General features: G+C 73.1%; 21 protein-coding genes. 13 read left to right on the forward strand and 8 right to left on the reverse strand.

Annotated features, from left to right (window positions below; all coding sequences use genetic code 11):
• Positions 1-6: 6 nt before the first annotated feature.
• From hydA to ACZ4XX_RS22420, 3 genes are all read left to right on the forward strand, one after another.
• The gene (hydA, locus tag ACZ4XX_RS22410; protein WP_468509627.1) at positions 7-1410 is read left to right on the forward strand and encodes a dihydropyrimidinase; all 1404 of its coding nucleotides are present in this window, start codon (positions 7-9) and stop codon (positions 1408-1410) included.
• Positions 1411-1420: 10 nt separating this feature from the next.
• On the forward strand, positions 1421-2434 hold the full coding sequence (locus tag ACZ4XX_RS22415; RefSeq protein WP_468509628.1) for a TIGR03842 family LLM class F420-dependent oxidoreductase: 1014 nt from the start codon (positions 1421-1423) through the stop codon (positions 2432-2434).
• A gap of 99 nt (positions 2435-2533) precedes the next feature.
• Positions 2534-5707, forward strand: coding sequence for an alpha-mannosidase (locus ACZ4XX_RS22420; protein ID WP_468509629.1), 3174 nt, complete (start codon positions 2534-2536; stop codon positions 5705-5707).
• Positions 5708-5782: 75 nt separating this feature from the next.
• On the opposite strand, the gene ACZ4XX_RS22425 is transcribed toward ACZ4XX_RS22420, so the two are convergent.
• Entirely contained in the window at positions 5783-6961 is a 1179-nt protein-coding gene (locus ACZ4XX_RS22425; protein WP_468509630.1) for a phospholipase D-like domain-containing protein, read from the reverse strand.
• 163 nt (positions 6962-7124) lie between these two features.
• On the opposite strand from ACZ4XX_RS22425, the gene ACZ4XX_RS22430 reads away from it, so the two are divergent.
• Together ACZ4XX_RS22430 and ACZ4XX_RS22435 are read left to right on the forward strand one after the other, a co-directional pair.
• Positions 7125-7688, forward strand: coding sequence for a GNAT family N-acetyltransferase (locus ACZ4XX_RS22430; RefSeq protein WP_468509631.1), 564 nt, complete (start codon positions 7125-7127; stop codon positions 7686-7688).
• A gap of 193 nt (positions 7689-7881) precedes the next feature.
• The gene (locus tag ACZ4XX_RS22435) at positions 7882-9432 is read left to right on the forward strand and encodes an NCS1 family nucleobase:cation symporter-1 (protein ID WP_468509632.1); all 1551 of its coding nucleotides are present in this window, start codon (positions 7882-7884) and stop codon (positions 9430-9432) included.
• Here the strand turns inward: ACZ4XX_RS22435 and ACZ4XX_RS22440 are convergent.
• Positions 9386-10195 carry a serine protease gene (locus tag ACZ4XX_RS22440; protein WP_468509633.1) on the reverse strand — a complete coding sequence of 270 codons (810 nt, stop codon included), beginning with the start codon at positions 10193-10195 and terminating at the stop codon, positions 9386-9388. The genes ACZ4XX_RS22435 and ACZ4XX_RS22440 overlap by 47 nt on opposite strands.
• A gap of 222 nt (positions 10196-10417) precedes the next feature.
• Positions 10418-11305: a hypothetical protein gene (locus tag ACZ4XX_RS22445; RefSeq protein WP_468509634.1), complete on the reverse strand. Its 888-nt coding sequence runs from the start codon at positions 11303-11305 to the stop codon at positions 10418-10420.
• Positions 11306-11581: 276 nt separating this feature from the next.
• Between ACZ4XX_RS22445 and ACZ4XX_RS22450 the strand changes: the two genes are divergently transcribed.
• The 6 genes from ACZ4XX_RS22450 to ACZ4XX_RS22475 all read left to right on the forward strand — a co-directional run bounded on the left by ACZ4XX_RS22450 (position 11582) and on the right by ACZ4XX_RS22475 (position 17722).
• The gene (locus ACZ4XX_RS22450) at positions 11582-12418 is read left to right on the forward strand and encodes an inositol monophosphatase family protein (RefSeq protein WP_468509635.1); all 837 of its coding nucleotides are present in this window, start codon (positions 11582-11584) and stop codon (positions 12416-12418) included.
• A gap of 72 nt (positions 12419-12490) precedes the next feature.
• A complete protein-coding gene (locus tag ACZ4XX_RS22455) occupies positions 12491-13903 on the forward strand; it encodes a phytoene desaturase family protein (protein WP_468509672.1) in 1413 nt (470 codons plus the stop codon).
• Between the two features lie 9 nt (positions 13904-13912).
• Positions 13913-14533, forward strand: a complete 621-nt coding sequence (locus tag ACZ4XX_RS22460) for an L-threonylcarbamoyladenylate synthase (RefSeq protein ID WP_468509636.1) — start codon at positions 13913-13915, stop codon at positions 14531-14533.
• 248 nt (positions 14534-14781) lie between these two features.
• The gene (locus ACZ4XX_RS22465) at positions 14782-15543 is read left to right on the forward strand and encodes a metallophosphoesterase (protein ID WP_468509637.1); all 762 of its coding nucleotides are present in this window, start codon (positions 14782-14784) and stop codon (positions 15541-15543) included.
• A 181-nt stretch (positions 15544-15724) separates the two neighbouring features.
• Positions 15725-17200 (forward strand): AlkA N-terminal domain-containing protein, encoded by a 1476-nt coding sequence (locus tag ACZ4XX_RS22470; RefSeq protein WP_468509638.1) that lies wholly within the window; start codon positions 15725-15727, stop codon positions 17198-17200.
• A gap of 21 nt (positions 17201-17221) precedes the next feature.
• The gene (locus tag ACZ4XX_RS22475) at positions 17222-17722 is read left to right on the forward strand and encodes a methylated-DNA--[protein]-cysteine S-methyltransferase (RefSeq protein ID WP_468509639.1); all 501 of its coding nucleotides are present in this window, start codon (positions 17222-17224) and stop codon (positions 17720-17722) included.
• Between the two features lie 27 nt (positions 17723-17749).
• Here the strand turns inward: ACZ4XX_RS22475 and ACZ4XX_RS22480 are convergent, their stop codons facing one another.
• On the reverse strand, positions 17750-18469 hold the full coding sequence (locus tag ACZ4XX_RS22480) for an SIR2 family NAD-dependent protein deacylase (protein ID WP_468509640.1): 720 nt from the start codon (positions 18467-18469) through the stop codon (positions 17750-17752).
• A gap of 245 nt (positions 18470-18714) precedes the next feature.
• On the opposite strand from ACZ4XX_RS22480, the gene ACZ4XX_RS22485 reads away from it, so the two are divergent.
• Positions 18715-18918: a type II toxin-antitoxin system VapB family antitoxin gene (locus tag ACZ4XX_RS22485; protein ID WP_266970805.1), complete on the forward strand. Its 204-nt coding sequence runs from the start codon at positions 18715-18717 to the stop codon at positions 18916-18918.
• A gap of 208 nt (positions 18919-19126) precedes the next feature.
• Here the strand turns inward: ACZ4XX_RS22485 and ACZ4XX_RS22490 are convergent, their stop codons facing one another.
• Entirely contained in the window at positions 19127-20269 is a 1143-nt protein-coding gene (locus ACZ4XX_RS22490; protein ID WP_468509641.1) for an ADP-ribosylglycohydrolase family protein, read from the reverse strand.
• Between the two features lie 96 nt (positions 20270-20365).
• Positions 20366-20509: a hypothetical protein gene (locus ACZ4XX_RS22495; RefSeq protein WP_468509642.1), complete on the reverse strand. Its 144-nt coding sequence runs from the start codon at positions 20507-20509 to the stop codon at positions 20366-20368.
• 112 nt (positions 20510-20621) lie between these two features.
• Here ACZ4XX_RS22495 and ACZ4XX_RS22500 point away from each other — a divergent pair, with 112 nt between their 5' ends.
• A complete protein-coding gene (locus tag ACZ4XX_RS22500; protein WP_468509643.1) occupies positions 20622-21773 on the forward strand; it encodes a glycerate kinase in 1152 nt (383 codons plus the stop codon).
• A 206-nt stretch (positions 21774-21979) separates the two neighbouring features.
• On the opposite strand, the gene ACZ4XX_RS22505 is transcribed toward ACZ4XX_RS22500, so the two are convergent.
• Both ACZ4XX_RS22505 and ACZ4XX_RS22510 read right to left on the reverse strand, forming a co-directional pair.
• Positions 21980-22588 (reverse strand): hypothetical protein, encoded by a 609-nt coding sequence (locus ACZ4XX_RS22505; protein WP_468509644.1) that lies wholly within the window; start codon positions 22586-22588, stop codon positions 21980-21982.
• 73 nt (positions 22589-22661) lie between these two features.
• Positions 22662-23870 (reverse strand): PucR family transcriptional regulator, encoded by a 1209-nt coding sequence (locus tag ACZ4XX_RS22510; protein WP_468509645.1) that lies wholly within the window; start codon positions 23868-23870, stop codon positions 22662-22664.
• Between the last annotated feature and the right edge of the window lie 97 nt (positions 23871-23967).

Consider the following 23967-nt stretch of genomic DNA (forward strand, 5'->3'; position numbering starts at 1 on the left):
AGTCCCGTGAGCATCCGAACCGTCATCCGGGGCGGCCTCGTCGTCACCGCCGCCGACGAACTCCACGCCGACGTGCTGATCGAGGACGGCCGCGTGGTCGCCCTCGCGGCCCACGGCTCCGACGCGGCGGCCGCCTGGACCGCCGACCGGACGATCGACGCCACCGACCGCTACGTGCTGCCCGGTGGCGTCGACGCCCACACCCACATGGAACTGCCCTTCGGCGGCACCTTCGCCTCCGACACCTTCGAGACCGGGACCCGTGCCGCCGCCTGGGGCGGCACCACCACCATCGTCGACTTCGCCGTCCAGAGCGTCGGCCAGGCCCTGCGCGAAGGACTCGACGCCTGGTACGCCAAGGCCGACGGCAACTGCTCGATCGACTACGCGTTCCACATGATCCTCTCCGACGTCAACGAGCACACGCTCAAGGAGATGGACAAGCTCGTCCAGGAGGGCATCACCTCCTTCAAGCTCTTCATGGCCTACCCCGGCGTCTTCTACAGCGACGACGGCAAGATCCTGCGGGCCATGCAGCGCTCCGCCGACAACGGCGGGCTGATCATGATGCACGCCGAGAACGGCATCGCCATCGACGTCCTCGTCGAGCAGGCCCTCGCCCGCGGCGAGACCGATCCCCGCTACCACGGGGAGGTCCGCAAGGCGCTCCTGGAGGCGGAGGCCACCCACCGGGCGATCCAGCTCGCCCGGGTGGCGGGCGCACCCCTCTACGTCGTGCACGTCTCGGCGGAGGAGGCGGTCGCCGAGATCGCGACGGCCCGCGACAAGGGGCTGCCCGTCTTCGGCGAGACCTGTCCCCAGTACCTCTTCCTCTCCACCGACAACCTCGCGGAGCCGGACTTCGAGGGCGCGAAGTACGTGTGCAGCACCCCGCTCCGGCCGAAGGAGCACCAGGCGGCGCTCTGGCGCGGACTGCGGACGAACGACCTCCAGGTGGTCTCCACCGACCACTGCCCGTTCTGCTTCGTCGGGCAGAAGGACCTCGGCCGCGGCGACTTCTCGAAGATCCCCAACGGCCTGCCGGGGGTGGAGCACCGGATGGACCTCCTGCACCAGGCCGTCGTCGACGGGCACATCTCGCGACGCCGCTGGATCGAGATCGCCTGCGCGACACCGGCCAGGATGTTCGGCCTGTACCCGCAGAAGGGCACGATCGCCCCGGGAGCCGACGCCGACGTCGTGATCTACGACCCGCACACCGTCCAGACCCTGTCCGCCGAGACCCACCACATGAACGTCGACTACTCGGCGTACGAGGGGAGGACGGTCACCGGCCGGGTCGAGACCGTCCTCTCGCGGGGCGAGGTCGTCATCGACCAGCGCACGTACGTCGGTCACGCCGGTCACGGCACCTTCGTGCCGCGTTCCACCTGTCAGTACCTGAACTAGGAGAGCGACGTTGGATTTTGGACTCGTCCTGCAGACCGACCCGCCGGCGTCGCAGGTCGTCGGGCTGATGCGCCGGGCGGAACGCAACGGCTTCCGCTACGGGTGGACCTTCGACTCCGCCGTCCTGTGGCAGGAACCCTTCGTCATCTACAGCCAGATCCTCGAGCACACCACCAAGCTGCACGTGGGCCCGATGGTGACCAACCCGGGGACCCGTACGTGGGAGGTGACCGCCTCCACCTTCGCCACGCTCAACGACATGTTCGGCAACCGCACCGTCTGCGGCATCGGCCGCGGGGACTCGGCGATGCGCGTCGCCGGCCGCAGGCCGAACACCCTGGCCCGCCTCGGCGAGGCCATCGACGTCATCCGTGACCTCGCCGAAGGCCGCGAGGCACAGGTCGACGGCAACCCGGTCCGCATCCCGTGGATCAAGAACGGGAGGCTCCCCGTCTGGATGGCGGCGTACGGGCCCAAGGCGCTCGCGCTGGCCGGACAGAAGGCCGACGGCTTCATCCTGCAGCTCGCCGACCCCTTCCTCACCGAATGGATGGTCAAGGCGGTCCGCCAGGCCGCCGCGGACGCCGGCCGCGACCCCGAAGCGCTCACGATCTGCGTGGCCGCGCCCGCCTACGTCACCGCCGACGACTCCCCGGAAGCCCTGGCGCACGCCCGCGAGCAGTGCCGCTGGTTCGGCGGCATGGTCGGCAACCACGTCGCCGACCTGGTCGCCAAGTACGGCGAGCACTCCGACATGGTCCCAGAGGAGCTCACCGCTTACATCAAGGACCGGCACGGCTACGACTACTCCCACCACGGCCGCGCCGGGAACCCCGACACCCGGTTCGTCCCCGACGAGATCGTCGACCGCTTCTGCCTCCTGGGCCCGGCCGAGGCCCACATCGAGAAGCTGCGGCGACTGCGGGAGATGGGCGTGGACCAGTTCGCCGTGTACGCCATGCACGACGCGAAGGAGACCACGATCGACACCTACGGCTCGGAGGTCGTCCCCGCCCTCCGCTGACACCCCCCGGGCAGACGGGAGTCCGACGACACGGCCGAGGGCCCGGCGCACCACCGCGCGGCCGGGCCCCCCGTCCGGGACTCCGCGATCAGAGGAACCATGCACAGCAAGCAGCGCCTCATCGAGCAGAGGCTCCTCCGGGTCCTCGACCAGCGCATCCGGCCGGCGGTCCACGCCCGTACCGTCCCCCTCTCCGTGGCGATCTGGAACGCCCCCGGCGAGCCGGTCCCCGTGGCCGAGGGCCTGGCCGCCCCGTACGAGCCGGTGTCGCTCGGCCACCGGTGGGGGCCACCGTGGTCCACCAGCTGGTTCCGGATCAGCGGCAGGATCCCCGAGGAGTGGGCGGGCCACCGGGTCGAGGCGGTCGTCGACCTCGGCTTCGACGCCACCGGTGCGGGCTTCTCCAGCGAGGGCCTGGCCCATCGCCCGGACGGCAGCGTCGTGAAGGCCCTCAACCCCCGCAACGCCCACCTTCCGGTCGCCGACCCGGCAGTCGGCGGCGAGGAGTTCACGTACTACGTCGAAGCCGCCGCGAACCCGAACCTGGTCGGCTCCCAGACTCCCACCAGGAACGGGGACCGGCCCGCCTGGCTGTCCGGAACCGGCTCCGCGGGCGCCCCCCTCTACCAGCTGCTCCGCCTGGACCTCGCGGTCTTCGACACCGAGGTCTGGGAACTCGCCCAGGACCTCGACGTCCTCGGCGGGCTCATGCGCGAGCTTCCCGAGGCCGAACCGCGCCGCTGGCGGATCCAGCAGGCCGTCGAGAAGGCGCTGGACGCCCTCGACCTGCAGGACGTCTCCGGCAGCGCCACCGCCGCCCGCGCACAGCTGCGTCCGGCGCTCGCCGCCCCCGCGGCTCCCGGCGCCCACCGGGTCTCGGCCGTGGGACATGCCCACATCGACTCCGCCTGGCTGTGGCCGCTCCGCGAGACGGTACGGAAGGTCGCCAGGACGCTGTCCAACGTCACCCACCTGATGGACGACCACCCCGGCTTCCGTTTCGCCATGTCCCAGGCGCAGCAACTGGCCTGGCTCAGGGAACAGCGTCCCGAGGTCTACGCCCGGGTCCGGGAGAAGGCGGCGAGCGGACAGTTCCTCCCCGTGGGCAGCCTGTGGGTGGAAGCCGACACCAACATGACCGGCGGCGAGGCCCTCGCCCGCCAGCTGATCCACGGAAAGCGCTTCTACCTCGACGAGTTCGGCGTCGAGACCGAGGAGATGTGGCTGCCCGACACCTTCGGCTACAACGCGGCCCTGCCGCAGCTGATGAAGCTCGCCGGCGTGCGCTGGTTCCTCACCCAGAAGCTCTCCTGGAACACCACCGACAGGTTCCCCCACCACACCTTCTGGTGGGAGGGCATCGACGGCACCCGGATCTTCAGCCACTTCCCGCCCGTCGACACCTACAACGCCCAGCTCACCGGCGCCGAACTCGCCCACGCCGTAAGCAACTTCCGGGACAAGGAGGCCGCCAACAGCTCGCTGCTCCCGTTCGGTCACGGAGACGGCGGCGGAGGCCCCACCCGGGAGATGCTGGCCCGCGCGGCCCGCCTGGCGGACCTGGAGGGCTCACCCAGGGTCGTCGTCGAGAGCCCGGCGGACTTCTTCGAGCGGGCGCACGGGGAGTACCCCGACGCTCCGGTGTGGCTCGGGGAGCTCTACCTGGAGTTCCACCGCGGCACGCTCACCAGCCAGCTGCGGACCAAGCAGGGCAACCGGCGCAGCGAGCACCTGCTTCGCGAGGCCGAGCTGTGGTCGGCCACCGCCGCCGTCCTCCGCACGGGGTTCGACTACCCGTACGAGGCACTCGACCGGCTCTGGAAGACGGTCCTGCTCCACCAGTTCCACGACATCCTGCCCGGCTCCTCCATCGGCTGGGTCCACCGGGAGGCGGAGGAGACCCACGCCGCCGTCGCCGCCGAACTGCGCGGGATCGTGGCCGCCGCCCAGCACGCCCTGGCAGGGGACGGCGAGGCCGGGGGAGACGACAGGACAGAGGGAGGAGGGGGAGGAGAAGGCGGCCACGGGGTCATGGTCTTCAACGCCTCACCCTTCAGCCGCGACGGCGTTCCGGCCCTCGGCGCCGCGCGGCGCACGACAACCCCCGCCCGGCCCGTCGTCCCCGTGCCCGCCCCCGCACCGTACGAAGGGAGTCACCTCCTCGACAACGGACTCGTCCGGGTCCGCATCGACGAACGGGGCCTGGTGACCTCGGCGTACGACATCACGGCCGACCGGGAAGCCCTGCCGCCGGGCGCCGCCGCCAACCTCCTCCAACTGCACCAGGACTTCCCCAACGCCTTCGACGCCTGGGACATCGACGTCTTCTACCGCAACACCGTGCACGACCTCCTCGACGCCGACTCGGTCTCCGCGGAGACCGGCGGCGTCCGCGTCGTCCGGACCGTCGGCGACTCCCGGATCGAGCAGCTGATCTCACTCGCCGAGGGGTCCCGGCGCCTGGACGTCGACACCGCTGTCGACTGGCAGGAGACCGAGAAACTCCTCAAGGCGGCCTTCCCGCTCGACGTCCGGGCCGACCACTCCAGCGCGGAGATCCCCTTCGGGCACATCCGCCGCCCCACGCACGCCAACACCAGCTGGGACGCGGCCAAGTTCGAGTTCTGCGCCCACCGCTTCCTGCACATCGGGGAACCGGGCTGGGGCGCCGCCCTGGTCAACGACTCGACGTACGGGCACGAGGTCACCCGCGGCGTCCGCCCCGACGGCGGGACGACCACGACCGCCCGGCTCACCCTGCTCCGCTCCCCCCGCTACCCCGACCCGGACGCCGACCGGGGCGGGCACCGGCTGCGGTACGGCCTCGTCATCGGCGCTGCCATCGCCGACGCCGTGCGCGAGGGGTACGCCTTCAACCTGCCCGAGCGCTCCGTCCCCGGCGGTACGAAGGCGGTCGCGACGGTAGCGCCGCTGGTCGCCACCGATGTCGAAGCCGTCGTCATCGACACGGTCAAGCTCGCCGACGACCGCTCCGGCGACGTCGTCGTCCGCCTCTACGAGGCTCACGGAGGCCGGGCCGCCACACGTCTGACCACCGGCTTCCCGCTGGAGTCGGCGACGGTGACGGATCTGCTGGAACGCGGCCTCGACACCGAGGCAGCCGACGAGGAAGGGGCCTCCGACGCCGTCCAGGACACCGTTCGGGCCGGGGCAGCCGCTGCGGCCGCCCGCACGGCCGACGGCCGGGTGTCCCTCACCCTCCGCCCCTTCCAGATCCTCACCCTGCGGCTACGACCCGTGCCGCTGAAGTGACCAAGCCCCCCGCCCGTCACGGGCCCTGGGGCTGCTCGGTGCCGTCCGGTGTGCCGGGCGGCACCGAGCGGCCGGTCACTGCAGGACGGCCTCGGCCCGCATGGCGAGGAAGTTCGCCTTGTAGGCATCGTGTGCCGCCGCGCCGGCGAGGCGGATCAGTGCCTCGTCGTTCTCCCGCAGGGAGGAGGTGTCCAGGTTGTGCGAGCCGGTGAAGGTCCACTTCGTGTCCGGGTGGCCCGCGTAATTGCCCTCGACGAGCAGGTACTTGGAGTGCACGAAGTAGCCGCCGGCGTCGAGGTGGTAGGGCTTGATGCGGGCGTGCCCCTGCAGGGTCGCGAGGTCGTTGGAGTCCTTGTAGACGATCTCGATCCAGCAGTCCTGGTCGGCCAGCGAGCGCAGCTTGACCGCGATCGCGTCCCGGTGCAGGGCCCATGCGGAGATCCGCACGATGGTCTTGTGGGAGGTCGTGCCGGTGGTCGTGTTCCCGGTGCAGGAGACGTTGTTCAGGAACCCGAGCACGACGTCGCCGCTCTGCTGCGGGAAGAAGTAGTACTTCGCGTCTCCGGCTTCGCCCGTCCGGTAGTAGTCGCTGTTCTTGCCCATGGCGGCGAGATCGTTGAAGTAGTCGGTGTACGCCGTGTAGAGCGCGGTGTTGCCGACCACGGTGTACGCGTTGTTCCACTGCCGGGTGGTGGACGACACCGTCTGGTTGGCGGAGCTCTGGATGACCACGTCCTCGGCGACGCCCGCGTCACCGACGCGGGAGAAGGTGAAGAACTTGTTGTGGTTGATCGGGTTGGTACCGCCCGCCGCGATGCAGGCGCCGCCCGCTGTGCAGACCTGAACCCAGGAGCCCTGGGACCTGTCGGTCCCCAGGGCGGCGATCAGGTTCTGCGCGGGCGCCGGGCTGGGCGCTTCGACGGACTTGTGGTCCAGGACGACGCGGACGTTGACGCCGCGCCCGTGCGCGGCGATCAGGGCATCGGTGAAGTCCTGGTCCTGCATGACGTACAGGGCCGCCCGCAGGGTGCGTCCCCCTTGGGTGTTGTCGATCGCCTCGATGATGTGGTTCTTCACGGCGTCCTGCTCGGCCGCCGTCCCCTTCGGGTTGTTGAAGACGGCCCCGGTGACGACGGGGGGCACGTCCTCGGCTGCGGCGGGGGCGGCGATGCCTGAGAACACAAGGGCGAGGGCGACCGACACGGTCGCCCAGAAACGCTGGCGGATGACTCCTCCTCGGCTGGATGGTGGCATGAGCCTGCCATGAGCTCCCCGCGAGCTGGAACGAAGGGGCCGCCAAGGCCGCCGGACGTGGACGGGAGGCCATGACCGGCTGACGTGGCGGTGAGCCGACAGGGGCCGGGATCACGGCCCCGGCCCGGCCCGCCGTCGCGTTCACGATGGATACGATCGGCCGATGAACGCCGCCGCCCCGCTCGCCGCCCCCGCGACGCCGACCGCTCCCGCTCTCCTGCTCCGGCCTTGGAGCGTCGACGACGTGGCGGAGCTGGTCGAGGCCCACCGCGATCCCGCTCTGCGCCGCTCGGCGGTGTCGCCGATCGAGACCGAGGGGGACGCACGGGCGTGGGTGCGGGCCCAGGAGGAGGCGCGTGCTGCGGGCGTGCGGCTCGGGTTCGCCGTCGTCGAGGCGCCGTTCGGTGCGGAGCCGCAGCGGCTGGCGGGCGGCGTCGTGCTCAAGGAGGTCGCGCCCGGCAGGCCGTCCGCCGAGGTCGGCTACTGGACCGCGGCACGGGCGCGCGGGCGGGGCGTGGCCCCCAGGGCCCTGGAAGCCCTCACCGCCTGGGCGTTCGCCTCCTTCCCGGCCGACGGGCCGGAACGCCTCGAACTCCTCCACCAGACCGACAACCTGGCCTCCTGCCGCGTCGCGGAGAAGTGCGGCTACGTGTTCGACAGCATCCTTCCCGCGACTCCTCCCGCCTTCCCGCTGGACGGCCATCTGCACGTACGCCGAAGGCCGTAGACGTCGCGCGGAGTCCGACGTGGTGCCGGGGGTCTACCCGCGTCCCACGTCGAGTGGAAGAATCGATCCCCCACTCCTTGGCTGCACGTGGTCCTCGACAGACCGCGACGGAGCCGTTCCGGCATGGCACCCCTCGCCCCTCCCCGGGCGACACCTCGTTCCGTCCTCCCCGCCGAACGAAGGGTTCCTCCGTATGACCGCAACCGTCCCCCCGGAAAGATCCGTAGGGCCCACCGAACCCGCCGCGCCCGTCGGCCGCGTCGAGCTCGCTCCCGGCGCCGCCCCCGACGACCCCCGCTTCGTCAACGACGACCTGCTCCCCGTCCCGGTCGCCCGGCGACGCTGGACCACCTACAACTTCGCCGCCCTCTGGGTCGGCATGGCCCACAACATCCCCTCCTGGATGCTCGCCTCCGGTCTCGTCGCCCTCGGCATGGACTGGAAGCAGGCGGTGCTCACCATCGCCCTCGCCAACGTCGTCGTCCTGCTGCCGATGCTGCTCACCGGGCACGCCGGACCCAAGTACGGAATCCCCTTCCCCGTCCTCGCCCGCGCCTCCTTCGGACTGCGCGGAGCGAACCTGCCCGCCCTCATCCGGGCCGGGGTCGCCTGCGCCTGGTTCGGCATCCAGACCTGGATCGGCGGCCAGGGCATCTTCGTCCTGCTCGACAAGGTCTTCGGCGGCGGCTGGGCGGACGCGTCGAGGATCGGAGGCCAGCCCTGGACCCTCTGGCTCTGCTTCGTCCTCTTCTGGGTCCTCGAACTCGCCATCATCTACCGGGGGATGGAGGCCCTGCGCCGTTTCGAGAACTGGGCCGCGCCCTTCGTCATCGTCGGCGCGCTCGTCCTCCTCGGCTGGATCGCCGTCAAGGCCGGCGGCCTCGGCCCCCTGCTCGACCAGCCGTCGAAGCTCGGCTGGGGCGCCGACTTCTGGCCCGTCTTCTTCCCCGCCCTCATGGGCATGATCGCCTTCTGGGCGACGCTCAGCCTCAACATCCCCGACTTCACCCGCTTCGGCGCCGGCCAGCGCTCCCAGGTCCTCGGTCAGTCCCTCGGACTGCCCACCACCATGACCCTGTTCGCGTTCCTGTCGGTGCTCGTCACCTCAGGCTCCCAGGCCGTGTACGGGGCGCCCGTCTGGGACCCGGTGGCACTCGCCGCCAAGGCCGACAGCGTCTTCGGGCTGCTCTTCGCCCTCGTGACCGTGCTGGTCGCCACCCTGTCGGTGAACATCGCCGCGAACGTCGTCTCCCCGGCGTACGACCTCGCGAACCTCGCCCCGAGACTCATCAACTTCCGTACGGGCGCGCTGATCACCGGAGTCGTCGGCGTGCTCATCATGCCGTGGAAGCTCACCGCCACCCCCGAGCTGTACATCTTCACGTGGCTCGGTCTGGTCGGCGGTCTCCTCGGCACGGTCGCGGGCATCCTGATCGCCGACTACTGGCTCGTCCGCCGTACCGTCCTCGACCTGGCGGGGCTCTACCGTGCCGACGGGCCCTACTGGTACCGGGGCGGCTGGAACCCGGCGGCGGTGCTCGCCTTCGTGGTCGGCGGTGTCCTCGCCGTCGGCGGCTCCCACTCGGCCCCGGGCACCGGCCCCTTCCCCGAGGACGGTCTGATCCCCTTCCTGAAACCCCTGTCCGACTACGGCTGGGCGGTGGGCCTCGCCGCCTCGCTGTTCCTCTACACGGCCCTCATGGGACGCGGGGCAGCCGGCCGATCGTCCGCTCGATCCAGCTGAGATAGGAGTGCACCCGGGTGTTCACGGCGGGAGTGTCGGTGGCGCACTCCTTGCCGTAGGACACCAGACCGACGACCGTCGGCCGCCCCCGGACCACCCGGACCAGGGGGCCGCCGGAGTCGTACTGGCAGGTGTCACGCCCGGGGGCGTACGTACAGATCTGGGTGGGGGCGACCTGCGCCATGCCCCGGCTCGCGCAGGCCGAGTTGCTCATGGTGGACAGGGCCACGGTCCGCAGCACGTCGGACGTGGGGCCGCCGAACGAGGTGGTGCCCCAGCCCGGCACCTCGACCTGGGTGCCGTCGGTGCCGGGGGCCGGCGACACGGGCAGTCCGATCGGCCGTACGTCGCGGTTGAGGGCGAGCGGCTCGGCGAGCTCGACCAGGGCGATGTCGTTCCGCTGGGTGCCGGGGTCGTACTCCGGGTGCGGGACGAAGCGTGCGGGCGGGGCCAGCACCGCGTGGGGGCTGTCGGACCCGGTCGTCAGGTCGTGGTCGCCGAGCAGGACGCCCACCCGTGTGCGATCGCTGTACGAGCCCGTGAGGCAGTGGGCGGCGGTGAGGACGTACCGGTCGCCGATCAGCGCCCCGCCGCACATCACCCGCCGTTCGAGGACGTCCACGAGTCCCGCCATGAAGGGGTACTGGTGGGGCCGTGCCTCCTGGCCACCGACCACCGCCTGTGCGGGCGGCGCGATCCCGAGGGGGCTCACCGTGAGCACCGCGCCCGCGACCGCCGCCAGCAACCTCTTCGCCCGTGCCACCTGATCTCCGTACCGTCGACGCCGTCTTCCGGGGCCGTCGGGGTGCGGAGACGTTTCCGCACGTCCACCGCCCGCCGTTCCGGCCCGCACGGGCTCAACGACGCGGGCGGGATACGGTCACCTGCCCGCGGTCCGGACCGGTGACCGATGCCGTGATCGGCGCGGCGGTGCGGCGGCGACCAGGTGTCCAGGCGGCCGGCTGTCCAGGGCCGACCGGGGGAGTCAGCGGTCGGCCTCCGGGGCCCAGCCGGGGACGTGCGTCGCCACGGCCGCGTCCCAGGCGGCGGCACCCCCGGGGAAGGGCCAGGCCAGGGTGCGGTCGTACCCGCTGATGATCGCGGTCAGGTCGTCGGCGAGCCGGCGGCTCTGGTGCGCGATCCGCGACGCGGCGAGCGGCCCTTCCAGGGCGGCGACCCGCTTCTCGTACTCCTCCACAGGACGGGCGGAGAGGAGCGCCACCCACCTGGCGTCCACGACCGCCCGCGAGAGGATCAGGATCTCCGGTCGCCCGCCCTCCGCGAGTGCCGCCGTCAGGCGGTCGTGACCGTCGAGCACGACGGGGGAGTGGAGCCCGCTGATCCACCAGGCGAACACCGGCGGCAGGACACCCTCCCGGTACTGGCGGCGGTACGCCTTCACCCGCGGCGCCTCCGGGTCCGACAGCGCCCGCAGCGGCAGGAGGTCGCGCGCGTCCTCCACCGGATCCCCGTATCCGAACCAGGTCAGATGCCCCCGGTCCGGGTCGTGGGCCAGGAGTCCGGGCCAGTTGACGGCGTTGAACCACCGGTGGACGTCCGGGAGCAGCAGCCACTCGCCCGCGTGGAGCGGCCCCTGGGCGGCCCCGCGCAACTCCGCCTCCGCGTGCGCCGCCCAGCGCTCCGACCACTCCGTCGACCCCGGCACCGCGAACTCCGCGACCGCACGCGCCCGTTCGGCCCGGAGCGGGGCGAGCGGGGAGGCGTACCGGCCGGTACGCGCGTAGTGCAGGCCGCGGTGGGTGGCCCGCTGCCGGGCGAAGAGCACGGGGGCGGCGCCCTGCATCAGCACCAGCCGACGCCCGTCGGCGCACTCCACCCGCAACCCCGGCTTCACCGGCCCCTCGACACGCATGCCGCCACTCTATGCAGCGCGCCGGCCGGCGGGGCGCGGGGCCCGGAGGGTGCTCCCCGGGCCCCGCGTCGCGGCTACGGCACCCGCGCCGTCCACTCCGCCGTCCCGAACCTCGTCTCCGCGAGCTCCTCCGCCCGTGTCAGCTCGTGGTGGGCGCCGTGCACGGAACCCTCCCCGCATGTAAGGGGTGAACCCGACCAAAGGGTGCTCCCCGGGGAAACAGAGGGTGACAGATCCGCCGGTCCGGTTGTCAGCGCCCCGTGCTTAGCTGGACGCATGAGTGGAGAGTTCCTTGACCGTGTCCTGGCCGGCCGTACGACCGAGGTGGAGGAGGCGGTCCGCAAGGCGGCCGCCGCCGAGATCATGCCGCGCTTCCGGCAGCTCGCCGCCGACGACATCGTCGAGAAGAACGGTCCGCACGACCTCGTCACCGTCGCCGACCGGGCCGCCGAGGCCCACCTCACGAAGTCCCTGACCGCCCTGCTCCCCGGTTCGGTGGTGGTCGGCGAGGAGGCGGTCCACGCCGACCCCGCCGTCTACGACGCCCTGCAGGGCGACGCCCCCGTCTGGATCGTCGACCCCGTCGACGGCACCCGCCAGTTCGTCCACGGCGACCCCGGCTTCTGCACCCTCGTCGCCCTCGCCCGGCACGGCGAACTGCTCGCCTCCTGGACGTACGCACCGGCCCTCGACGAGTTCGCCGTGGCCGTACGCGGCCGGGGCGCCACGCTCAACGGGCAGCCGCTGCACGCCGGTTCGCCCGCCCCGGGCGAGGCCCTGGAGGTCGCCACCTCGCACCCCGACTACACCACCCCGGACCAGAAGCGGGCCCTGCTCGGCCTGGTCACCGAGGGCGTCGCCCCCCGGCCCTGCGGCTCCGCAGGCCTTGAATACCTGTCCGTGGCACGCGGCGCGCTCGCCGCCACCGCCTTCTCCTGGGAGTACGCGTGGGACCACGCGGCGGGGCTCCTCCTCGTCACCGAGGCGGGCGGGACGCACACGACCCTCGCGGGCGAGCCCTTCAGGATCACCGGCGGGAACGCCCTGCCGTTCACCGCCGCCCGGGACGCGGCGACCGCGAACCGGATCCTCACCCTCCTCAGGGGGCAGTGAGGGCCTCGGAGCCACCGGCCTATCCTGGGAGCCCTGGCCATCGGCTGACGAAGGAGTCCGAAGGTGTCGAAGGTGACGTCGATGCTCGATGCCGTCGTCGTGGGGGCGGGGCCCAACGGACTGACCGCCGCCGTCGAACTGGCCCGCCGCGGTTTCTCCGTGGCCGTCTTCGAAGCGAAGCCGACCGTCGGCGGGGGCGCCAGGACCGAGGAGCTCACCCTCCCCGGCTTCCGCCACGACCCCTGCTCCGCGGTGCATCCCCTCGGGGCCGGCTCACCGGTCTTCGGGACGATGCCCCTGAAGCGGTACGGACTTGAGTGGCTCCACCCCGAACTGCCCATGGCCCACCCCTGGGACGACGGCACCGCCGCCGTCCTCGCCCGCTCGGTCGCCGAGACCGCCGCCTCCTTCGGACCGCGCGACGCGGGCGCGTACCGCAGGCTCGTCGCCCCCTTCGCCGGCAAGTGGGACACCCTCGCCCGGGACTTCATGCAGCTGCCGCTCACCGGGCTGCCCCGCGACCCCGTCACCCTGGCCCGCTTCGGCCTCGCCGGACTGCCGCCGTCCACCTGGTTGATGCGCCGCTTCCAGGACGAGAAGGCGCGGGGGCTGTTCGCCGGACTCGTCGCCCATGTCATCGCCCCGCTCGGCGGCTTCGCCACCGGCGCCGTCGGCCTGGTCTTCGCGCTCGCCGCCCACGCCGGCGGCTGGCCCGTGCCCCGGGGCGGCTCGCAGTCCATCTCCGACGCCCTCACCGCGTACCTCAAGGACCTCGGCGGCGCCGTCCACACCGACTTCGAGGTCAAGCGGCTCGACGACCTGCCGCCCGCCCGTGCCTACGTCTTCGACACCTCGCCCACGGCCCTCGCCCGGATCGCCGGCTTCGGCGGCCACTACGACCACTACCGGTACGGCGCCAGCGCGTTCAAGATCGACTACGCCCTGGACGGCCCGGTGCCGTGGACCGCCGAGGATGCGCGGCGCGCCGGAACCGTCCAGGTCGGCCCCAGCGCACGGGAGATCGACACCGCCCTGCGCCAGGCCTCCACCGGCACCGCCCCCGACGCGCCCTTCCTCATCACCGCCCAGCCCAGCCTCGTCGACCCCTCCCGCGCCCCCGAGGGCAAGCACGTGTTCTGGGCGTACGGCCATGTGCCGAACGGCTGGCAGGGCGATCTCACCGACGCGATCGAGCGCCAGATCGAGCGCTTCGCCCCCGGTTTCCGCGACCGCGTCCTGGCCCGCGCCACCGCGGGTCCGCCCCAACTCGCCGAGCGCAACGCCAACTACGTCGGCGGCGACATCGCCTGCGGCGCCGCCCGCGGCCTCCAGCTCGTGCTGCGCCCCACGCTCTCCCTCCGCCCCTACGCGACCCCGCACCCGGCGGTCTTCCTCTGCTCCTCCGCCACCCCGCCCGGGCCCGGAGTGCACGGCATGTCCGGGCACAACGCGGCGAAGGCCGTCTGGCGCCTGCTGCGAAAATAGACTGTCCCCATGGCGAAGTACTTCGACGTGCACCCCGAGAACCCCCAGTCGCGCACCATCGGCACGGTGGCCGACAGCATCCGGAACGGTGCGCTCGTCGCGTACCCGACGGACTCCTGCTACGCGCTGGGCAGCCGACTGGGAAGCCGGGACGGCATCAGCCGCATCCGGGCGATCCGCGACCTCGACGACCGGCATCACTTCACGCTCATGTGCCAGAACTTCGCCCAGCTGGGCCAGCTCGTGCACATCGACAACGACGTCTTCCGCGCGGTCAAGGCGGCGACCCCCGGCCCGTACACCTTCATCCTGCCCGCGACGAAGGAGGTGCCCCGGGCCCTCCTCCACCCCAAGAAGAAGACCGTCGGCGTCCGCATCCCCGACCACGTCGTCACCCAGGCCCTCCTCGCGGAGCTCGGCGAACCCCTGCTCTCCAGCACGCTGCTGCTGCCAGACGAGGCGGAGCCGCTGACCCAGGGCTGGGAGATCAAGGAGCGGCTCGACCACCTGGTGGACGCGGTCCTCGACTCCGGTGACTGCGGGACCGAACCCACCACCGTCGTCGACTTCTCCAGCGGCGAGCCCGAGGTGCTGCGCCGCGGCGCGGGCGACACCACGCGATTCGAGTAGCCGGGCCCGCCCGGGGCGGACCTGCCCGGGGCGGACCTGCGTTGGCGGCGGACGTGCTTGGCGGCGGACCTGCGTGGCGGCGGACGTGCCCGAAACGGGCCACCGCCCGGTGCGGACCGCCTTCCCGAAACGGGCCACCGCCCGGGGCGTGCGGGCCACGGCTCGCGAAGCGGCCCTTACGGCACGAACCGGGAGCACCGTACGGTCGGGTGGGCATCCGCCCGCCCGACCGACGGAGGACCAGCCACGTGATCGTCATCGCTCATGTCAGCGACATCCATGTCGGCCTGGAGCAGCGCAGCACCGACCGCATCCGCGCGGTCATGCGCTACCTGGAGGAACTGCCGTACGACCTGGCGGCCGTGCTCGTCACCGGCGACCTCGCCGACCACGCGACCCCGGACGAATACGCCGCCGTGAGAGAGCTGCTGACCACCCGTCATCCGCTGCTCCTCTGCCCGGGGAACCACGACGACCGCGCCGTCCTCCGGAAGGTCCTCCTCCCCGAGACGACCGGAACGCACCCGTACGCCCCCGTCAACCAAGTGCTCCGGGGCGAGGGCTTCGTGATCGCCCTCTGCGACTCGTCCGTGCCCGGCAGGCACGACGGCCACCTGGAGGACGAGACCCTGGAGTGGCTGGACGGGGTCCTCGACGCCACCCCGCGCGACGTCCCCGTCCTCGTCGGCTTCCACCACCCGCCGGTCCCGCTGCACACCCCGTACGTGGACGAGATCCGGCAGTTCGGCGAGGAGCGGCTCGCGGCGCTCGCCGACCGCCACCCGCACCTGACCGCATTCCTCGCGGGCCACGTGCACACCGCCGCCGCCACGACCTTCGCCGGGCGCCCGCTGCTCGTCGCGCCCGGGGTCGTGTCCTCGATCCGCCTCCCCTGGGAGCGCCCGGTGACGCATCCGCACATCCACCTCGACCAGCCGCCCGCGCTCGCCTTCCACGTCCTGGCGGACGACGGCAGGCTGACCACCCACTACCGGTCGGTCGTGGTCTGACCCCGCCGACGGCCTCCCGACGGCCTCCCGGTCGGTCGGCTGCCCGACCTCGCGGCGGCCTCCCGGCGGGGGGGCCTCCTGGGGGCCTGGGAGGGCTCCCGGCGTGCCTGACCTAGGCCGCGGCGACGTCCATGTCGTTTTCTCGCCAGCCCGCGAGCCGTCCGTCCCCGATCCTGGACTCATGCACACCGACACCGAGCGCTGCGTACGGGCCGTCCAGTCGAAGGACGCCCGCTTCGACGGCGTGTTCTTCACCGCCGTCCGCACCACCCGGATCTACTGCCGGCCCAGCTGCCCGGTCGTCCCGCCCAAGCCCGAGAACATGGAGTTCCACGCCAGCGCCGCCTCCTGCCAGCGCGCCGGATTCCGGGCCTGCAAGCGGTGCCGGCCCGACACCAGCCCCGGCTCGCCCGAGTGGAACGTCCGCGCCGACGCCGTCGCCCGCGCCGTCCGCCTCATCCAGGACGGCGTCGTAGACCGGGAGGGCGTCCCCGGGCTCGCCCGGCGGCTCGGCTGGTCCACCCGCCAGATCGAACGCCAGCTCCTCGCCGAGCTGGGTGCGGGACCGCTCGCCCTGGCTCGCGCCCAGCGCGCCCAGACCGCCCGCGTCCTCATCGAGACGACCCCGATGCCGCTCGGCGAGATCGCCTTCGCGGCGGGTTTCGCCTCGATCCGCACCTTCAACGACACCGTCCGCGAGGTCTTCGCCCTCACCCCGGGCGAGCTCCGCGCCCGCGCCGCCCGCCCCGCCGCCGGCCGGGCGCCCACCCCCGGGGTGATCAGCCTCCGGCTGCCGTTCCGCACCCCGCTGGAACCCTCCAACCTCTTCGGCCACCTCGCCGCGACCGCCGTCCCCGGCGTGGAGGAGTGGCGCGACGGCGCCTACCGCCGGACCCTCGCCCTCCCGTACGGGCACGGGATCGTCGCCCTCGCACCCCGCGACGACCACATCGCCTGCCGGCTCTCCCTCACCGACCCCCGCGACCTCACCCACGCCATCAGCCGCTGCCGCCGGCTCCTCGACCTCGACGCCGACCCCGTCGCCGTCGACGAGCGACTGCGCGCCGACCCGCAGCTCGCGCCGATCGTCGACGCCGCCCCCGGCCGCCGGGTGCCCGGGACCGTCGACCCCGCCGAGTTCGCCGTACGGGCCGTCCTCGGCCAGCAGGTCTCCACCGCCGCCGCCCGCACCCACGCCGCCCGGCTCGTCACCGCGCACGGCACCCCCGTCGACGACCCCGAGGGCGGCCTCACCCACCTCTTCCCCGGCCCCGAGGCGCTCGCCGCCCTCGACCCCGAGACCCTGGCCCTGCCCCGCAGCCGCCGCACCACCCTCCTCACCCTGGTCAGGGCGCTCGCCGACGGCTCACTCACCCTCGGCCCCGCCGACGACCGCGAGGAGGCCCGCGCCCGGCTGCTCGCCCTGCCCGGATTCGGCCCCTGGACCACCGAGATCATCGCCATGCGCGCCCTCGGCGACCCGGACGCCTTCCTCCCCGGCGACCTCGGCGTCCGCCGCGCCGCCGAAGGGCTCGGCCTCCCCGGCACCCCGGCCGCCCTCACCGCCCGCGCGGGGCACTGGCGCCCCTGGCGCGCCTACGCCGTCCAGTACCTCTGGGCGACCGACGACCACCCGATCAACCACCTGCCCGCGTAAAGGACCGTGAGGACCCCTCCCATGCCCGCCATCCAGCACACCGTCGTGGACAGCCCGTACGACCCGCTGACCCTCGTCGCCGTCGACGGCGTCCTCAGCCGCGTCCACATGACCGGCCAGCGCCACCGCCCGCCGGAGGAGACCTTCGGCGAGCCCGACCCACGCCCCTTCCGGGAGGCTATCCGTCAGCTCGACGCCTACTTCGCGGGCGAACTCACCGAGTTCGACCTGCCGTTGAACCTGATCGGCACCCCGTTCCAGCTGCGGGTCTGGGAGGGGCTGCTGCGCATCCCGTACGGAGAGACCCGGACGTACGGCGAACTCGCAGAGGAACTCGGCAACCCCGCGGCCTCCCGGGCCGTGGGCCTCGCCAACGGCAAGAACCCCGTCGGCATCATCGTCCCCTGCCACCGGGTGATCGGGGCGAGCGGCAGCCTCACCGGCTACGGCGGCGGCCTGGACCGCAAGCAACGGCTGCTCGCCTTCGAGTCGGGTACGGCGGAACCGGCCGCCCTCTTCTGACGAAGCCGGTCGAGGAGCGCCTTGCTTCTAGCGAAGCCGGTCGAGGAGCGCCGGCAGCGCCGTGCCGATGGGCTCGCGCACGACCTCGTCGGCGACGGGGTCGTACGGGGTGGGCTCGGCGTTCACGATGATCAGCCGGGCGCCGTGCTCGGCCGCGATCCCCGCGAGGGAGGCGGCCGGCTGGACCTGGAGGCTGCTGCCGACCGCGACGAACACCTCGGTGGCCTTGGCGATCGACATGGCGTTGCCGAGCACCACCGGATCGAGCCGCTGCCCGAACATCACCGTCGCCGACTTCAGGATCCCGCCGCACGCCCGGCACGGCGGGTCTTCCTCACCGGCCCGCACCCGGTCGAGCGCCTCCGCCATCGTCGAGCGCGCGTGGCAGGCCGTGCACAGCACCGACCGTGCCGAGCCGTGGAGTTCGAGGACCTTCCGGGCCGGCACCCCGGCGGCCTGGTGCAGCCCGTCCACGTTCTGCGTGATCACCCGCAGCGGGTTGCCGCTCGTCCGCTCGAACGCCGCGATCGCGCGGTGCGCCACGTTCGGCTCGGCGTTCAGGACGGGACCGTCGAGCCGCATCCGCCACGAGCGCCGGCGGATCTCCGGATCGGCCATGTACGGCCCGTACGTGACGAGCCGCGCGGCCTCGGGGTCCTGCCGCCACAGGCCTCTCGGCCCCCGGTAGTCGGGGATGCCCGAGTCGGTGGAGATACCGGCGCCACTGAAGATCGCGACCATCGTCATACGAGGACCCTAGGTCCTGTCGTCACACTCCCGTCGTCGCCCGAAGGGCGGCCCCGCGGCGTCAGGTGCGTGCTCTCGGCGCGCCGGGCACAAGTCCTCGTACTGGAGTACTCGGGCTTGCGCCCGGTGCGGCGAGAGCGCGTGCATGGCGTCGCGGGGCAGGCGAGGGTTTGACGACAGGGCCTAGGCCCTGTCGTCACACCCACCGCTCCCGCGAACGGGTTTCCCGGTGCTAGGTTCCCGCCATGGCCAAGGTGAACATCGGTCTCGACGCCGAACTCGTCGTGGAAGTCATGGTCCTGGCCGGCATCGGCAACCCCCAGGACGCGGTCGAGGCGGTCGTCCGCGACTACATCGCCCGCGGCCACCGCACGGAGGCCCGCGCCGTCAGCCGTGACGAGGCCGAGCGCACCGGCGAGGTCGTCCAGCCGGAGCCGCCGCAGGGCTGACGACATGCCGAGTGATCCCGACCGCCGCACCCGGCTGGTGATCAGCGGGTGCCTGTGGACGCTCATCGTCGGGCTGGCGCTGGTCGCCGGGTTCCTCCTCCTGCTGTCCGTGGCGCTGCCGAGCGGCCTGGGGCGCTCGCCGGAGCCCGCGAAGACACCCACGGGGCCGACCACGCCCACGCCGAGGCATCTGTTCCAGGTCCTGTCGTCACGCCTCCCGTTCGGCCAACCGCACCGTCCGCTCGGCGAGTTCACCGATTCCGACCCCGTCGGAGCCGAAGACGGCACTGCTCACCCGGTCCCGTAGCGGCTCCGACCACTGCGGCGGGATCGCAGCCGCCCCGCACCGCACGCCCGCGACCGAACCGGCCGTCGCGCCGTTGGAGTCCGTGTCCAGGCCGCCGCGTACGGTCAGGGCGATCGTGCGGGTGAAGTCCCCCTCCCCGTACAGGAGTCCGGCGGTCAGCACGGCCGCGTTGGGGACGGTGTGGATCCAGCCGAGCCCCGCCGTCCGCTCCGCCTGCGTGGTCAGCGTCGCCGACCAGTCGAGGCCCGCCTCGTGCAGTGCCATCGTGTCCCGTACGGTCCGGGCGAGCCGGCAGCTCGCCGGGATCCGCTCCAGGGACGTCTCCAGGGCGGACCGGACGTCCGGTGCGGTGAACGCCGCGGCGATCAGCGCCGCCGCCCACATCGCCCCGTACACCCCGTTCCCGGTGTGCGAGAGGACTGCGTCCCGGCGGGCGAGCGAGGCGGCCCGGAGCGGATCACCCGGGCTGGTCCAGCCGTGGACGTCGGCCCGGATCAGCGCGCCGATCCACTCCTGGTACGGATTGTCGTACGTGGCCGTCAGCGGCGGCCGCAGCCCGTCGACGAGGTTCCGGTAGGCGGCCCGTTCGGCGGTGAAGGTCTGGAGGTACGGCATCCGCTGCAGCCACTCCCGGCCCACCTGTTCGGTCGTGAACGCGGAGCCGTACGTCTCCAGGACGTGCAGACCCAGGATCGACCAGTCGATGTCGTCGTCCCGGCAGCTGCCGTCGATCCCGCCGCGCACGCACCGCTGCCACTCCGGGCGCAGCTCGAAGCCGGTGGCGCCGGGCGGCGGGGGCGGCAGATAGTCGGTGAGCGGGAGCGCGTCGGCCAGCCGCAGATAGGCGTCGATGCGCTCCCGGGTCCAGTGGTCACCCTGCTCCACGGGCTTGCCCAGCATGTTCCCGGCGATCCGGCCGGTCCAGCCGCCCAGGACGCGGTCCGCGAGCTCCGCACGGGCGAGCCTCCCGGGCGGACGCTCCCCGTGCGTCAGCTCCCCGGGTGTCCGCTCCGCATGCGTCCGTTCCCCGTGCGTAGGGCTCATACCTCCGGTCTACCGAACCGGGCGGCCGGCCGCGCGCCGAAGCGTCTCCCGGTCAGCCCCGAGGGGGCCCTCCGGCGGATCCGTGTCCGTGCGCGCCTACGCCGCACGCCGCAGCCGGTGGTGGGGGTCGCCGCCCTGCTCCGTCACCACCGCGGCCCTCCCGCTCCCGATGACCGTGCCGTCGGGCGCATGCCGTTCCTGCTGCTCCTGCGGGGTCCGGCCGATCGGTTCCGTACCCATGTGACCCCACTATGTTTCGAAATATCCGTCTATCTGGGGGTGGCACGCCGTCCGGCGGTACGGATAGGGTCGGGCTCGGCGCGACTGCACGTTCGAAAGCAAGGGATGCAAGGTGACGGACGGGGCAGCAACTCAGGTCGCTCACGTGCTCGTGGCGGCCGACAAGTTCAAGGGCTCGCTCACGGCCGTACAGGTCGCGGAGCGGGTGACAGCAGGACTGCGACGGGTCGTCCCGGAGCTCGCGGTGGAGACCCTGCCCGTCGCGGACGGCGGCGACGGCACCGTCGCCGCGGCCGTCGCGGCCGGATTCGAACGCCGCGAGGTACGGGTCACGGGACCGCTCGGTGAAGGGGTCACCGCCGCCTTCGCGCTGCGCGGCACCACCGCGGTCGTCGAGATGGCGGAGGCCTCGGGCCTCCAGCTCCTCCCGCCCGGCGTGTTCGCCCCGCTGACCGCGACGACGTACGGCTCCGGCGAACTGCTCCGCGCGGCCCTGGACGCCGGTGCGACCACCGTCGTCTTCGGCGTCGGCGGCAGCGCCACCACCGACGGCGGCGCCGGCATGCTCGCCGCGCTCGGCGCCCGCTTCCTGGACGCCTCCGGTGCCCCCGTGGGCCCCGGCGGCGCGCCCCTCGCGGAGCTCGCCACGGCGGACCTCGGCGGCCTCGACCCCCGCTTCGCCTCCGTCGACCTGATCCTCGCGAGCGACGTCGACAACCCGCTCACCGGGCCCAAGGGCGCCCCCGCCGTCTACGGCCCGCAGAAGGGCGCCACCCCGGACGACGTCCGGACCCTGGACGCGGCCCTCGCCCACTTCGCCACCGTCCTGGAGAAGGCCATCGGCCCCAAGGCCGCCGAGGCGGCCGCGGCCCCCGGCGCCGGCGGCGCGGGAGGCATCGGCTACGGCGCGCTCATCCTGGGCGCGAGCTTCCGCCCCGGCATCGAGCTGATGCTGGAGGTGCTGGGCTTCGCCCCCGCCCTGGAGCGCGCCACCCTGGTCATCACCGGCGAGGGCTCCCTCGACGAGCAGACCCTCCACGGCAAGGCGCCGGCGGGTGTCGCCGCCGCCGCCCGCGCGGCGGGCAAGGAGGTCGTGGCGGTCTGCGGCCGTCTGGCCCTGCCGCCCGAGGCCCTCGGCAAGGCCGGCATCCGCCGCGCCTACGCCCTCACGGACCTCGAACCCGACACGGCGAAGTGCATCGCGAACGCCGGCCCGCTCCTGGAGGACTCGGCGGCCCGCATCGCGGAGGACTTCCTCAGGTAGGGCCTCGCGGGTCCGCCGCCGCACCCCGGGTTCCTCCGGCAGGACCCCGGGCTCGCTGCCGCAGAGTCTCGGGACCGCCGCCCGCACGGGTGGCGGACCCGGCGCTACGGCACCCGTGCGGGCGGGGCGGACCCGGCCCTACGGCACCCGTACGGGCGGAGTGGACCCGGCCCTACGGCACCCGTACGGGCGGAGTGGACCCGGCCCTACGGCACCGACAGCTCCCGCTCCGGCTTCCCGGTGTGCGGATCGAGGCGCACGGTCGTCATCTCGCCCCCGGTCGTCAGGACCAGGGCGTCGGGCCCCGACCAGGCCACCTTCGTCAGTACACCCCCGGCGTCACCGTTGAAGGTGCCGACGGTCCAGTGGCGCGCGGTCAGCCCCGACCCGTCCACGACCGACACCCGCCACAGCGGGTCGATCATGAGCAAGCCCTCCTCCACCACGACGTACCGGTCCGCGCCGCCCGGCGCGGCCGTCCGGCCCGTCTCCTCCCACTCGGTGCCGACCATCGGGAAGAGGACCACCCGGAACCAGACGGCGGCCACGACCGCGACCGCACACACCGCGAGCACCCGCCGCCGGACCGCCCCCCGGGCCAGCAGCCGCGTCGCCGCGCCGAACAGCGCGACCGCCACCAGGAAGCTGGGCCAGCGGTACTCGAAGGCGCGGGTCAGGACGAGCAGTCCCGCCCCCTCGGCGAGCCGGGGCCCCACCAGGCAGCCGACTCCCGTCGCCACCCCGCCGGCCAGCAGCGCCCGCCCGAGGGTCAGGTGCCGCGGGCGGTCCGTACGTTTGTCCGCAGTGATCGTCACGGGCCCATCCTGACAGGTCCGTTCGACCGCCCGGGGCCCGCGGCCCGGCGGGCGCGCGACCGGACCGGAGGGCTCAGACCGCACCCCCCGCCGCCGTCAGCCGGAACGCGTCCAGCGCCAAGGTCATCTCCGTGAGGTCCCGCGGCCGGGACAGCGACCGGGACGTCAACTGCTCCAGCCGCCGCAGCCGGTTGAAGACCGTGTTCCGGTGGCAGTACAGACGCCCCGCCGCCCGCCCCGCCGACCCCTCGCACTCCAGCCACGCGTCCAGCGTCTCCAGAAGCACCGCCCGGTCCGCCGGATCCAGTTCGAGCAGACCGCCCAGGACGTCCGAGACCAGCAGGCTCGCCACCTCCGGCTGGGCCACCACCAACGCGCCCGCCATCCGCCGGTCGAGCCGTACGATCTCGCGACTCCCCGGCGGGCACGTCCGCAGTGCCAGCTCGGCGAGCCGCCGCGCCCGGCCCAGTTCGGTCAGGCCCACCACGACCGGACTGATCCCTCCGGGACCGGGGCACCGCCCGTCGAGGAGTTCCGACAGCGCGTCCAGGCCGGTGTCCCCTGCGAGCGCCACCACCCCCAGCTCGCAGTCGGCCCCCATCCGCCACAGGAACCGCACGCCCTCGCCCTGCACCTGCCGGTGGAACAGCTCCCGCTCCTCCCGCCGGTCGTAGCGCAGCACCACCACCGCGTACCGCCCCTGCTCCGGCAGGTCCAGGCCCGCCGCCGCCCGCGCCACCAGCTCGGGCGAGCGTTGCCCCTGGAGCAGCGCGTCGAGGAGCGCCTGGAGCTGCTCGTCCGTGCGGCGGCGCAGTTCGAGCTCCGTCGTCCGGTACGCCTCCGAGGCCGTGTCCGCCTGCGCGTCCACGGCCGACCACACCGTCGTCGCCGACTGCATCAGCGCGGCCAGCTGCGCGGTGTCCGTCCCCGCGCCCTCGATCAGCGCGTCCCAGACGAGATGCCCGGCGTGCCGGTAGGCGTGCACGACCAGTTCGAGCGGCATGCCCTGCGCGGCCCGCCGCCGGCCCATCTCGTCCGCGTGCTCCAGGTCCCGCCGGGGGGAGCTCCGGGGCGCCGAGATCATCTCGATCCCGATGCGTATCGCCTGCTCGGCCTCCTGCCAGTGCTGGTCGTACGGAAGGATCCGCCCGTAGGCGGGCTCGTACGCGTGGAGTTCCCTCAGATGCTCGTCCACCAGCTCCGGCACCCGCTCAAGAAGCGCCGTGCACGCCTGCGCGAGCACCTTCCAGTCGTCACCGGTCCGCCGTCTGCGCCGTCCCATGCCCGGAGGATCCACCGTCCCGGCCCCCTCCGCACAGCCCTGACGCGCAGCGTTGTGCGCATGCACAGCCCTTCGGCGCGCCCGCTGGTCACCGGCA

The organism is Streptomyces sp. NPDC029956 (genome assembly GCF_055574655.1).

Coding starts and splice junctions, on each gene's coding strand:
- ACZ4XX_RS22420 (WP_468509629.1), top strand. CDS start 2,534: ATGCACAGCAAGCAGCGCCTCATCGAGCAGAGGCTCCTCCGGGTCCTC.
- ACZ4XX_RS22425 (WP_468509630.1), bottom strand. CDS start 6,961: ATGCCACCATCCAGCCGAGGAGGAGTCATCCGCCAGCGTTTCTGGGCG.
- ACZ4XX_RS22430 (WP_468509631.1), top strand. CDS start 7,125: ATGAACGCCGCCGCCCCGCTCGCCGCCCCCGCGACGCCGACCGCTCCC.
- ACZ4XX_RS22435 (WP_468509632.1), top strand. CDS start 7,882: ATGACCGCAACCGTCCCCCCGGAAAGATCCGTAGGGCCCACCGAACCC.
- ACZ4XX_RS22445 (WP_468509634.1), bottom strand. CDS start 11,305: ATGCGTGTCGAGGGGCCGGTGAAGCCGGGGTTGCGGGTGGAGTGCGCC.
- ACZ4XX_RS22450 (WP_468509635.1), top strand. CDS start 11,582: ATGAGTGGAGAGTTCCTTGACCGTGTCCTGGCCGGCCGTACGACCGAG.
- ACZ4XX_RS22460 (WP_468509636.1), top strand. CDS start 13,913: ATGGCGAAGTACTTCGACGTGCACCCCGAGAACCCCCAGTCGCGCACC.
- ACZ4XX_RS22470 (WP_468509638.1), top strand. CDS start 15,725: ATGCACACCGACACCGAGCGCTGCGTACGGGCCGTCCAGTCGAAGGAC.
- ACZ4XX_RS22475 (WP_468509639.1), top strand. CDS start 17,222: ATGCCCGCCATCCAGCACACCGTCGTGGACAGCCCGTACGACCCGCTG.
- ACZ4XX_RS22480 (WP_468509640.1), bottom strand. CDS start 18,469: ATGACGATGGTCGCGATCTTCAGTGGCGCCGGTATCTCCACCGACTCG.
- ACZ4XX_RS22485 (WP_266970805.1), top strand. CDS start 18,715: ATGGCCAAGGTGAACATCGGTCTCGACGCCGAACTCGTCGTGGAAGTC.
- ACZ4XX_RS22490 (WP_468509641.1), bottom strand. CDS start 20,269: ATGAGCCCTACGCACGGGGAACGGACGCATGCGGAGCGGACACCCGGG.
- ACZ4XX_RS22495 (WP_468509642.1), bottom strand. CDS start 20,509: ATGGGTACGGAACCGATCGGCCGGACCCCGCAGGAGCAGCAGGAACGG.
- ACZ4XX_RS22510 (WP_468509645.1), bottom strand. CDS start 23,870: ATGGGACGGCGCAGACGGCGGACCGGTGACGACTGGAAGGTGCTCGCG.